General features: G+C 69.3%; 7 protein-coding genes. All 7 read left to right on the top strand.

Annotated features, from left to right (window positions below):
- The first annotated feature begins 76 nt into the window (after positions 1 to 76).
- The 7 genes from mltA to WKR98_RS09840 all read left to right on the top strand — a co-directional run bounded on the left by mltA (position 77) and on the right by WKR98_RS09840 (position 12,777).
- Positions 77 to 1,942 (top strand): murein transglycosylase A, encoded by a 1,866-nt coding sequence (gene mltA / locus WKR98_RS09870; RefSeq protein ID WP_341432767.1) that lies wholly within the window; start codon positions 77 to 79, stop codon positions 1,940 to 1,942.
- 110 nt (positions 1,943 to 2,052) lie between these two features.
- Complete coding sequence (gene tssF / locus WKR98_RS09865; protein WP_124687936.1) at positions 2,053 to 3,885, top strand: type VI secretion system baseplate subunit TssF; 1,833 nt, start codon at positions 2,053 to 2,055, stop codon at positions 3,883 to 3,885.
- A 4-nt stretch (positions 3,886 to 3,889) separates the two neighbouring features.
- Positions 3,890 to 4,969 carry a type VI secretion system baseplate subunit TssG gene (gene tssG / locus WKR98_RS09860; protein ID WP_341432766.1) on the top strand — a complete coding sequence of 360 codons (1,080 nt, stop codon included), beginning with the start codon at positions 3,890 to 3,892 and terminating at the stop codon, positions 4,967 to 4,969.
- Positions 4,960 to 7,611, top strand: coding sequence for a type VI secretion system ATPase TssH (tssH, locus tag WKR98_RS09855; RefSeq protein WP_341432765.1), 2,652 nt, complete (start codon positions 4,960 to 4,962; stop codon positions 7,609 to 7,611). The genes tssG and tssH overlap by 10 nt, the downstream gene beginning before the upstream one ends.
- Positions 7,612 to 7,616: 5 nt before the next feature.
- Positions 7,617 to 9,887: a type VI secretion system tip protein TssI/VgrG gene (gene tssI / locus WKR98_RS09850; protein WP_341432764.1), complete on the top strand. Its 2,271-nt coding sequence runs from the start codon at positions 7,617 to 7,619 to the stop codon at positions 9,885 to 9,887.
- 3 nt (positions 9,888 to 9,890) lie between these two features.
- Entirely contained in the window at positions 9,891 to 10,514 is a 624-nt protein-coding gene (locus WKR98_RS09845; RefSeq protein WP_341432763.1) for a PGRP and LysM peptidoglycan-binding domain-containing protein, read from the top strand.
- 49 nt (positions 10,515 to 10,563) lie between these two features.
- Positions 10,564 to 12,777 (top strand): hypothetical protein, encoded by a 2,214-nt coding sequence (locus WKR98_RS09840; protein ID WP_341432762.1) that lies wholly within the window; start codon positions 10,564 to 10,566, stop codon positions 12,775 to 12,777.
- Positions 12,778 to 12,780: the final 3 nt, after the last annotated feature.

Raw genomic sequence — 12,780 nt, 5'->3', positions numbered from 1 at the left:
TATCCCCTAAGTGGTATGGAACGGGCGCGGGCGAGGCGTCACACTGCATGGCCAGGATCCTGTCGGGAGAAGCGCCATGACGCCCGAGACCAGCCATGTTCAAGCGGGCTCGCCACGGGCCGCGCAAGGCCGGCTGTCCATGACGACCGCCACCGGTGCCGGCCTGCTGGCCTTGGCCGCCTGCACCGCGCCAACCACGCAGCAGCCGGCGCCCGCCGTGCCCACGGCCGCGACGGTCGCGCCTGCGCCATCGGCGCCGCGCCCGCCCGCGCCCTCGGGGGCCGCCCGCCCCGTGCCAGCCGCCGCCCCTGCCCGGGACAACGGCCTACCCGCTCCCGGGCTGGTACCGCCGGACGACCTGGGTACCCCCTTTGCCACCCGCTACGCCCGCTTCGAGCCGGTGCCGTTCTCGGCCCTGCCCGGCTGGTCGGCGGACTCGGCGCGCGAAAGCCTGAGCGCCTTTCGCCAGAGTTGCCTGGCCCTGGGCAAGAAACCGGTCTGGGATGAGCTGTGCACGGCCGCCGGCCGCATCGAGGCCAGCGACGACGGCGGCATCCGCCGCTTCTTCGAGCAGCGCTTCCACGCCTATTCCATGCAGAACCCGGACCAGAGCGACGAAGGCGTCATCACCGGCTACTACGAACCGCTGCTGGAAGGCAGCCGCACGCGCAGCTCCCGCTATCCCTACCCCGTCCATGGCATACCGGCCGACCTGCTGTTCCTGGACGCGCAGGTGGCGGCCGCGGGCAAGCGGCAGTGGTTGCGGCTGGACGACCGGCGCCTGACGCCCGCCGCGCCCGGTTCGCCCGGCGCGCGGCAGTACGACGTGGACATGAGCGGCCTGACGCCCGGCATCCGCGACAAGCGTTATCGCGTGCGGGCCGAGGGCGGCCGCATCGTGCCGTACTGGTCGCGCCAGGACATCGAACGGCGCGCGCTGGACGCGCAGGTACTGGCCTGGGTGAACGACGCCTACGCGCTGTATTCGCTACAGATCCAGGGCTCGGGCAAGATCCGGCTGGCGGGCGGCGAAACCCTGCGTGTCGCCTATGGCGAACAGAACGGCCATCCTTTCCTGCCCCAGGCATCGAGCGCCGACACCGCCACCGTCGGCGCCGCGATCAAGACCCGCGGCCTGGCGCTGGGCGCCAGCAGCGCCGCGGCCACCTCGTCGGCCGCGCAGCCGATGGCCAGCCCGCGCGCCGCCCCGGCCATCCAGCGCGATCCCGACGTGGCCCGCATCATCGCCGCCTTGCAGGGGCGCGGCAGCGCGACGCCGGCGCGTCCGGCCGTGGCCGCGCCGGCCGCCGCGACACCCGTGGCCACGGCCGCCCCTGCCGCCAGCCGGCCCGCGGCCCCCGATCCCGAGGTCGCGGCCATCATCGCCGCGCTGGGCGGAAAGGCTCCGGCCCGGCCCGCCGCGAGTCCCGCGCCCACGCCCGCCGCCTCCGGGGATGTCTCCCCCGCGGCGCCCACCGCCATGGGCGGAGCGGGACAGGCAACCGGCATCCCCGACCCCAGCTACGTGTTCTTCCGCCTGATTCCCGATGGCCCGCAAGGTCCGCTGGGCGCGCTGGGCGTGCCGCTGACGGCGGGCCGTTCGATCGCGGTGGATCCGCGCACCACGCCCCTGGGCTACCCGGTCTTCGTTTCCACCGGCGACCCGTCGCCCACGGTGGGCACCGTCAACCGGCTGATGTTCGCGCAGGATACCGGCGGCGCCATACGCGGCACGGTACGCGCCGACTACTTCTGGGGCTTCGGCCCCTCGGCCGGCGACCGGGCCTCGCGCATGAAGGAAACCGGCCGCATGTGGCTGCTGCTACCGCGCGATCTCCAGACCTCGGCCATGACGGCGGCGGTGCGCACCCGCTCGCTGGGCGGCCCCGCGGTACTGGCCGAATGCGTGGTGCCCGATCCGGACAACTGCGTGGAGCAATAGGACGCTGCGGCGCCCGCCCCGAAGCCACGAGTAATAGGCCATTCGGCGAATGGCCCGGGGCGCCGTCCCCTCCTAGACTGCATACTCCAACGCGCCGCATCGCCCCGCCCATGCTCGAGGAACTCCTTCCCTACTACGAAGACGAGCTCACGCACCTGCGCAAGCTCTCGAAGGAATTCGCCGCGCGCTATCCCAAGATCGCGGCGCGGCTGCTGCTGGACGGCGACGTCTACGAAGACCCGCACGTCGAGCGCCTGATCGAGTCCTTCGCCTTCATCGCCTCGCGCATCCACAAGAAGCTGGACGACGACTTTCCGCAGATCACCGAGGCCTTCCTGTCGGTGCTGTATCCGCATTTCCTGCGGCCGGTGCCCTCGATGTCCATCGCCCAGCTGCTGCTGGCGCCGGGCGCGGAGCTGAGCGGCGCGCAGCGCGTCGAGCGCGGCACCACGCTGCTGACGCGTCCCGTGCAGGGCGAGCCCGTGCGCTACCGCAATGCCTGGCCGGTGGAGGTCTGGCCGCTGGAGGTCACGGCCGCCCGCTGTGAATCCATCGAACGCTCGGCCTTCGCGCTGCGCGGCGCGGAAACGGCCGCCACCATCAGCGTGCGCGTGGAGACCCGCGGCCAGGCCAGCTTCGCCAAGCTGGGCGTCGACACGCTGCGCTTCTATCTGGATGGCGAAAGCCCGCTGGTGCACGCGCTGCACGAACTGCTGCTCAACAGCACCAGCCGCGTGCAGATCGCGGCGGCCGAGGGACAGCCCGCGGTCGAGCCGCTGGAACTGCCCGCCTCCTGCCTGCGCCCGGTGGGCCTGGGCGAAAGCGAAGGGTTGCTGGACTACGATCCGCGCTCGTTCCTGGGCTACCGGCTGATCCAGGAATACTTCGTCCTGCCGGAGAAGTTCCTGTTCGTGGACCTGGCCGGCCTGGACCTGCGCCGCTTCGCGCGCGGCATCGACATACGTTTCCTGATCGCGCCCTTCGGCCGCCAGGAACGCCTGGGCCGGCTGGAACAGACGGTGGGGCGCGATACCTTCAAGCTGCACTGCACGCCCATCGTCAATCTTTTCTCGCAGCCGGCCGAGCCGGTGCGGCTGACCCACGAACTGCACGAGTATCCCGTGATTCCCGACGTGCGGCGCCCGCTGGGGCTCGAGGTCTATTCGGTGGACGGCGTGCGCCGGCACACCCGCGGCGTCTCGCAGGAACACGTGCGGGAGTTCCTGCCCTTCTTCTCGGTGGCGCACGGCCTCGAACAGGAGCCGGGCACCTACTGGATCGCCCGCCGCGTCCCGTCCGCGCAGCCCTCGGACGACGGTACGGACATGCGCATCGCGCTGGTCGACAAGGACATGGATCCCAGCGTGCCTTCAGTGGACACGCTGTCCATCATGCTGACCTGCACCAACCGCGACCTGCCGGCGCTCCTGCCCTTCGGCGGCGAGGACAGCAACCTCCAGCTCGAGGACGCCGGCGCCGTGTCAGGCGCGCGGCTGCTGAAGAAGCCCACCGCCACCTGGCGCGCGCCCATGCGGCTGGCCAACCAGTGGCGGCTGATCTCCCATCTGGCGCTGAACCACCTGTCCATCGTCGAAGGCGGGCGCGAGGCGCTGCTGGAGATCCTGAGCCTGTACAACTTCACCGACTCGGCCAGCCTGCGCAAGCAGATCGCCGGCATCGTCGACGTGGCCGGCGCGCCGTCGGTCGCGCGCGTGGGCGCGGCGCCCCGCCAGGCCTTCGTGCGCGGCACCGACATCACCCTGACCTTCGACGAGAACCAGTACGTGGGCTCGGGCGTGTACCTGCTGGCCTGCGTGCTCGATCGCTTCTTCGGGCTGTACTGCACCGCGAACTCCTGGACCCGGCTGACGGTGCGGACCTTGCAGCGCGAGACCGCCATGGCCACTTTCGCCCCGCGCTCGGGCGACCAGCACCTGGTGTAGCGACATGGCCGCCCCCGCCCACAGCCACCTGGCCCTGCTGCAAGCGCACCCGGAGCGATACGGGTTCTTCCAGGCCGTGCGACTGCTGCTGCGCGGTGCCGGCGTGCCGGCCGGGACGCGCGCGATTCCCCCCGCCACGCTGCGTTTCGGCACCACGCTGGGCCTGTTCTTCCCGCCGAACGAAATCGCCTCCATCGATCGGCCGGCATGGGCCGGGGCCGACGGACCGCAGCTGATGCGGGTGAATTTCATGGGCCTGGCCGGCCCCTCCGGGGTCCTGCCTCGCCACTACACCGAGTGGCTGATGGCGCTGCGCCAGGCGCGCGACCCGGCCGCGCAGGACTTCCTGGACCTGTTCAACCACCGGCTGATCGAACTGTTCTGGCGCGCCTGGGCCCGCCACCGTCCCGAGGTGGCGCTGGAGTCGGACGCCGAATCGGGCGTGCACCGGCACGTCTACGACCTGATAGGCATGGGCACGCCGCATCTGTACGGCAGCCTGTTCCCGCGCCGCGCGACCGGGTCCCAGGCGCGGCAGCGCCCGCTGCCCGGCGCGGCGCTGGGCTATTACGCCGGCCTGCTGTCGCAACGGCCGCACGGTGCCGGGTCGCTGGCGCAGGTCATGAGCGACTACCTGCGGGCGCCGGTCACGGTGGAAAGCTGCGTCGGCACCTGGCAGGACGTGCCCGCCGGCGACCGCACGCGCCTGGGCCGGCAGGCCGCGGCGCTGGGGCGGCAGTGCGTGCTGGGCAGCCGCTTCTGGGACCGGCAGAGCACGCTGCGGCTGCGGGTGGGACCGATGCGGCGGCGCCATTTCGAACAACTGCTGCCGCCGCCGGACAAGCGGGCGGGCTGGCTGGACGGCACGGTGGAGCTGGCGCGGTTCATGACCGGACTGGCGCTGGACCTGCGCATCCGGCTGGCGGTCCGCGCCGACGAAGTCCGGCCCCTGCGGCTGGGCGGCGCCGCCACGGACGCCGCCCGCCTGGGCTGGAACACCTGGCTGGGCGGACGGTGCGGCGCGCGGCCGGCGGACGACTGCGAATTTCAATTCAGCGCAACGGGAGGCCAGTCATGGCGGTGAACCTGCGGGCATTGGTGGGACGTCTGAACGGCGTATGCAAAGGCGCCATGGAAGGCGCGGCAGGCCTGTGCCTGTCGCGCACCCACTACGACGTCGAGATCGAGCATCTGCTGTCCAAGCTGCTCGAGGCCGAGAACACGGACGTCACGCGCATCCTGCGCCAGTTCGACATTCCCCCCGACCAGGCGCGCAAGGAACTCGACCGCGCGCTGGACACGTTCAAGACCGGCAACTCGCGCACGCCGGCGCTGTCGCCCCACCTGCCGCTGCTGCTGGAACGCGCCTGGGTATTCGCCTCGGTCGAATACGGCGAGGCCAGGATACGCAGCGGCCATCTGTTGATCGCACTGCTGGCCGACGCCGACCTCAAGCGCCTGCTGGCGCCCGCCATCAAGTCGGTGCAGGGCATCAACCTGGAATCGCTGCAGCAGAACTTCCACGCCATCGCCGCGGCGTCGGCCGAAGCGCGCGACGCGCTGGCGCTGGGCGACACCGGCGCGCCGGTCGACCAGGCGCCAGCCGCCGACGGTACCGGCGGCAAGCCCAGCGCGACCCCCAACCTGGACCGCTTCTGCATCGACCTGACGCAGCGGGCGCGCGAGGGCCACCTGGACCCGGTACTGGGCCGCGACGAGGAAATCCGGCTGATGGTGGACGTGCTGTCGCGGCGGCGCCAGAACAACCCCATCCTGACCGGCGAGCCCGGCGTGGGCAAGACCGCCGTGGTCGAGGGCCTGGCGGCCCGCATCGTGGCCGACGACGTCCCGCCCGTGCTGCGCGGCGTGACGCTGCTGTCGCTGGACCTGGGCCTGCTGCAGGCGGGCGCCAGCGTCAAGGGCGAGTTCGAGAACCGGCTCAAGGGCGTGATCGACGAGGTCAAGCGCAGCCCCAGGCCCATCGTCATGTTCATCGACGAGGCTCATACGCTGATCGGCGCGGGCGGCGCGGCCGGCCAGAACGACGCGGCCAACCTGCTCAAGCCGGCCCTGGCGCGCGGCGAGATGCGCACCATCGCCGCCACCACCTGGAGCGAATACAAGAAATACTTCGAGAAGGACGCCGCCCTGACCCGCCGCTTCCAGGTGATCAAGGTGGAAGAGCCCGCCGACGCCAAGGCCGTCGGCATGCTGCGCGGCGTGGCGGCGGCCATGGCGAAACACCATCGCGTGCGCATCCTGGACGAGGCGGTGGCCGACGCCGTGAAGCTGTCGTCCCGCTACGTGGCGGGGCGCCAGTTGCCGGACAAGGCCGTCAGCGTGCTGGACACGGCCTGCGCCAAGATCGCGGTCGGCCAGCACGCCACGCCCGCCGCGGTGGAGGATGCCCAGCGCAGGCTGGAGGCCCTGGCCACCGAGCGCGCGCAGCTGGAATCCGAGGCCGCCACCGGGCTGGATCACACGGCGCGCCTGGCGGAGATCGCGGCCGACACGGACCAGGTCCAGTCCGACCTGGACCGCCTGAAGGAAAAATGGGAGACCGAACGCAAGCTGGTGGCCGAGATCGGCACCCGCCTGGACGCCCTGGCCGGCCTGCCGGCCGACGCCCCCGAGCGCGCCGGCGCCGCGCAGGAGCTCGACCGGCTGCGCGCCGAACTGCGCACCGCGCAAGACGATGCCCCCATGGTCCATGCGCTGGTGGACGGCAGCGCCGTGGCCGAAGTGATCGCCGGCTGGACCGGCATCCCGGTGGGCCGCATGGTGGCCGACGAGATCGACGCCGTGCGCCGGCTGGACGCGCTGCTGGCCGAACGCGTGATCGGCCAGGACCACGCCCTGCAGGCCATCGCCCAGCGCGTGCGCACCTCGCGCGCCAACCTGGAGGACCCGAACAAGCCCAAGGGCGTGTTCCTGCTGGTGGGCACCAGCGGCGTGGGCAAGACCGAGACCGCCATCGCGCTGGCCGACATCCTGTACGGCGGCGAGCGCAACATGATCACCATCAACATGTCCGAGTACCAGGAGGCCCACACCGTCTCCAGCCTGAAAGGCTCGCCGCCGGGCTACGTGGGCTACGGCGAGGGCGGCGTGCTGACCGAGGCGGTCCGCCGGCGGCCCTACAGCGTCGTGCTGCTGGACGAGATCGAGAAGGCCCACCCCGACGTGCTGGAGCTGTTCTTCCAGGTGTTCGACAAGGGCAACATGGAGGACGGCGAAGGCCGCGAGATCGACTTCCGCAACACGCTGATCATCCTGACCTCGAACGCCGGCACCGACGTCATCATGCAGGCCAGCGACAACGGCCGCACCCGGCCGCCCGTGGACCAGCTGCTGGACCTGCTGCGCCCGGACCTGCAGGAGGCCTTCAAGCCCGCGTTCCTGGGCCGCTGCGCGCTCGTGCCCTACTACCCGCTGCGCGACGAGAACATGAAACGCATCGTGCGCCTGAAGCTGGACAAGATCGCCCGGCGCATACGCGCCAACCACGCGGCGGCGTTCGAATACGACGAGGCGCTGGTGGACGCGATCGCGCAGCGCTGCACCGAAGTCGATTCCGGCGCGCGCAACATCGACAACATCCTGACGGGCACCCTGCTGCCCGAGGTGGCCGACCTGGTGCTGGCCCGCATGGGGGCGGCCGAGGCGATCTCCCACATAGGCGCCGGCATCGGGGCCGACGGCGGCTTCGCCTACAGCATCCGCTGACGGCCATGGCTATCTCCACCGCCGAACGGCTGTTCGACCTCGCCACCCCGCTGGGCGACGATGCCTTGCTGGTCGAACGCTTCGAGGGGCACGAAAGGCTGTCCGAGCCCTTCCGCTTCCACCTGACGCTGGCCTCGGAACAGGAGGACATCAAGCCGTCCGCCCTGCTGGGCCAGCGCGTGACCTTGCGCATCTACACCGAGGACGGCGAACGCCACTGGAGCGGATGGGTGTCGAGCTTCGAGCGTGCCGGCGAGCCGCGCCAGAACGACGGCGACAACCACAGCACGCGCTACGTCTGCGACGTGGTGCCGTGGTTCTGGTTCCTGCAGCTGCACGAGGATTCGCGCATCTTCCAGAACCTGAGCATCCCCCGGATCGTCGAGGCCCTGTTCAAGGAATTCAGCTTCTCGGACTACGAGCTGCACCTGACCGAGGACTACCCGGACCTGGTCTATTGCACCCAGTACCGGGAGACCACCTTCAACTTCATCTCGCGGCTGCTGGAACGGGCGGGCATCCATTACTTCTTCCGCCACGAGGAAGACGCCGAGATCATGGTCCTGACCGACAACCGGGACAACAACCCCAAGCTGGAGACGGCCACGCTGCCCTTCCACCAGCAGATCCTGCTGGAAGAACGCGACGGCATCTCGTGGCTGTCGCGCCGGTTCGCCTCGCGCACCGGCCGCTACGTGTCCAACGACTACGACTTCACCAAGCCCGGCACCGACATGCGGGTCTCCATCAATTCCCTGATACGCGTGGGCAACAACGCCGAGTTCGAACGCTATCGCCATCCCGGCGGCTACGCCGAACTGGCCGACGGCGACCAGTTGACCCGGGTGGAGATCGAGGCCGAGGAAGTCGAGTACGAGACGCTGGAGGGTTCCAGCAACGTCCGCACGCTGACGCCGGGCTATGTGTTCGAGCTGGAAGACCACCCCATCGACGCGATGAACGAGGAATACCTGGTCGTGTCGGTGGAGCACAGCGGCACCAACAACCTGGGCGACCTGGGCGGCGAGGAAGCCAGCACCTACGGCAACCGGCTGTCGGTGATTCCCCACCGGGTCACGTACCGCGCGCCGCTGCGCACGCCGCGCGGCCGCGTGAACGGACCGCAGACGGCCGTGGTCGCCGGTCCCAAGAGCGAAGAGATCTACACCGACGAGTACGGCCGCATCAAGGTCCATTTCTTCTGGGACCGCCGCAGCCACCGCAACGAGAAGAGCTCGTGCTGGCTGCGCGTGGCCCAGGTCTGGGCCGGCAGGCAGTGGGGCGCGATGTTCATCCCCCGTATCGGCCAGGAGGTCATCGTCGACTTCCTGGACGGCGATCCGGACCGGCCCATCGTGGTGGGCAGCGTCTACAACGCCGACAACATGCCGCCCTACGCCCTGCCCGCGGAGCAGACCAAGTCCACCATCAAGACCATGTCGAGCAAGGGCGGCGAGGGCTTCAACGAGATCCGCTTCGAGGACAAGAAGGGCGAGGAACAGCTGTTCGTGAATGCCCAGAAGAACATGGACGTGCGCGTGGGGAACGACCGCCGCACCGCCATCGGCAACGACGACCACCTGGTGGTCGAGCGCGACCGGCTGACCGAGATCAAGCGCCACCGCCACGAGAAGATCAAGCAGGATCGCGTGGCGGAGATCGGCGGCGACGATCACCTGAAGATCACCGGCATGCAGGCCGTGGCCATCACGGGATCGCAGTCGGTGAAGGTGGACGGCGGCGTGGGCGAATCCTTCAAGAGCCACAGCGAGTCCGTCTCGCAAAGCTACTACCTGAAGGCCGGCATGAACGTGGTGCTGGAGGCCGGGGCCAAGCTGTCGCTCAAGGTCGGCGGCAGCTTCATCGACATCTCGGCGGGCGGCATCTACATCCAGGCGCCCATGGTGATGATCAACAGCGGCGGCGGCCCGGCCTCGGGCAGCGCGGCCTCGCTCGTGTCCCCCATGCAGGTGCTGCAGGCCGCGCTGGCCACGCACGCCGACCCCGGCCAGGTATTCAAGGGCGGCGGGGACGGCGACGAGCCGACGCACGACCAGACCTCGGACGAGAACAAGGACAAGACGCACTACATCGAGGTCCAGCTGCTGGACGAGGAAGGCCAGCCCGTGACGGGGGAACGCGTGAAGTTCAAGCTGCCCAACGGCAAGACCGCCACCCGCTCCACCGACCAGGAAGGCGTGGCGCGAGTGGCCCGCCTCGACCCGGGGAACTGCGAGATCAGCTTCCCCGGCCTGGACGACTCGGCCTGGGAGTAAGCCATGCCCAACTACACGGTGGCGGAGAACGACAGCATCGCCAGCATCGCCAAGGATCACGGATTCCTGTGGAAGACGATCTGGGAGCACGGCAGCAACGCCGGCCTGCGCGCCAAGCGCAAGGATCCCAACCAGCTCGTGCCGGGCGACGAGATCTTCATTCCCGACAAGGGCACGAAGTCGGTCAGCAAGCCGGTGGACGCCCGCCACACGTTCAAGCGCAAGGGCGAACCGACCAAGCTCAAGCTGCGGCTGACGGTGCTGGACGAGCCCCGCGCCAAGGAGGCCTATACCCTGGTCTTCGGCGACAAGGTGATCCATGGCGTGACCGACGGCGACGGCAAGCTGGAGCACCCCATCCCGGGCGAGACGCGCAGCGCCACGCTGACGCTGTCCGAGGGCGCCGAGGTCTACGACATCGCCATCGGTGCGTTGCGGCCGGTCAGCGACAACGCGGGCGTGCAGCGCAGGCTGGAGAACCTGGGGTTCGATTGCGGCGGCGAGAGCGGGAGCATCGGCGACGCCACCCGCGATGCACTCAAGCGCTTCCAGAGCCAGTATGGATTGGAAGCAACCGGCGAGCCGGACGATGCGACGCGCGCCAAGCTGGAAGAGCTCCATGTCTAGGAGATGCCTTCACCACGCCGGCGCCTCGACGACCGAGGAGAAATAAGCGATGGGACTACTCGAAAGCGCAGCCGGCACAGCGGCGGACAAGGCCGATAGCGTCGCCGGAAAAGACTCGACCGTAGGTGGACTGATCGACGACGTCGCCGGCAAGCTGGGCGGTGGCGCCGGCGGCGTGCCCAATGGCACGCCGTACTACTACGCCCGCGATCCGCTCAACGACAAACTCGGCCAGCCGCAAAAACTCTTCCTCAAGCCCACCGCTCAAGGCTCGGAAAGCCAATCCTCCGACGAGAACCGCGGCAGCCGCCCGATGCCCATCGAGTTCATTCACTTCGGCAAGGTCCATGGCGACATGAACGACACCTTCGCCGGCAAGGGGCCGCCAGGACACGGCATAGGCTGCCGCGACGCCCTGCTGCGCGAGACCATGCTGCTGTTCAGCTTCGTCGACGCCGCCAAGCACGTACTCGAAACCAATATGCAAGGCGCGATCGGCGGCGCCATGGAAACGGTCGGCTCGCTGCTGGGCAGCGGCCAGAAATCCGCGGCGGTCGGCCCCGAGCAATTCCTGCCGCTGCTGGTCAAGATCCAGACCGCCGGAGACAAACTGAACGTCGGATCGATCGACTATCCGACCCTGCACCAGACCGGCGTGGACCTGCACCAGGTGCGCGCCGACTTTGCCGTGCTGTGCGCCTCGGCATTCAAGCCGGGAGCCGGCGGAGGCGCGGGGCTGCCGTCGCTGCCCCTGCCCGGGCCGCTGGGGGCCGTCGGCGGGGTGGGCGGATTCATCGCCGACATCCCCAAGTACCTGTTCAAGGCCCAGGACACCTACAAGGCCATGTTCCAGGCGGCGCGCGCCGAATATGAAGCCGGCATCGAAGAAGCCTGCCGGGCCTTCTCCGTCACGGCGATACGGGACGGCCGCGAGCCCACCTTCGGCATCTGGTTCTTCGAGAAGGAAGCGCCGGACGCACAGGGCGCGGGTTCGCCCGCAGCCCCCAAGACCTACGCCGACAACCCCCTGGGCAAGGCCGAAAAAGCCATCGACGATGCCCAGGACAAGGTCGAGGAAGCGCAGGAGAAGGCCAAGGGCGCCCAGGAATCGCTGACCGACTGGCTGGAGACGGCGGGCGCCCGCACGCGCCCCGGTAGCGATGCGCTGGCCGCGGCCTTCGCCACCCTCTCGGGCGGATCGCGCTGGAACGAACCTCGCACGGATCTCAAGAACCTGAACAAGATCGTTCCCGCGCCGGCGTTGATCGCACGGGCGATCTCCGAGGGCACTGGCATCCAGCCGCTGCCCGGCTTCGTCGACACGGTGGTCCAGGAGATCGCCAAGGTCTCGGTCTCCATTCTCGAGCGCATCTACACCAATCTGCTCCTGGCCGCCGGGGACGGCGACCTTCGCGTGCTGACCGCGCTGTCCACGCGCGAAGCGCTGAGCAAGCTGATCGTGGACCTCGTGTTCAAGCTGGCGGGTTTTCCGCCGCCAGGAGACAACAAGAAAGCCGAGGGCGAGACCCAGCTGGGCAAGGTCAGCATGGGCAAACAGCAGTTGCTCAACAAGGGCGCGGAGCTGCTGCGCGATTTCCTGACCAAGCATGCCGCCCACCTGGACGTCATCATCGATTTCATCGTCGAGGAACTGAGCGGGGAATTGCAGAAGATGCGCGGGCAGGCGCTCAGCAAGGATGCCCGGACCATGGAGATCTGGCTGGGCCGGCTACCCATGCTGCTGGCCCTGCAGGTGCGCAACACCCTGTTTCCGCTGTTCAACCTGCTGCTCGATGCCTTCGGCCTGGGCGATACCGTGGGGCAGACCGTGTGGAATCCGGTGCGCGACAAGATCAAGCAGGCCACCGGCGTGGTGCAGGACGTCAAGCACACCAAGGACAATCTCCTGGAAGCCACGGAACAGGCCAGGGAAAGCGGCAAGAAGATGGACGATGCGGTCAGCCAGCTGGGCGACAACAAGTTCAACTTCCTGGATCCGGCCAACAGCGCCAAGGATATGAAGGACAAGGTCGGCAACGTCGACCGGGCACGCAAGGACGGCGTGCAGGACGTCCTGGACAAGGCCACGGGCGCGGACGAAGACAAGGCCAGGTCGCTGCTTGGCGGTGGCGACGAGGACAAGCCGCCCGCCGGCGATGCCCCCTTCAGCAACATCCGGGTGGACGACAGCGATGCCGTCCGGCCCGAGAAGCCCGCCATCGATCAGGTCGGCAAGGTCGTGCTGAGCACCGAGGCGGCATGACGC

It is taken from the genome of Pigmentiphaga sp. YJ18, assembly GCF_038066655.1.
Lineage (GTDB): Bacteria > Pseudomonadota > Gammaproteobacteria > Burkholderiales > Burkholderiaceae_B > Pigmentiphaga.
This window is presented reverse-complemented; position numbering and strand designations above follow the sequence as displayed.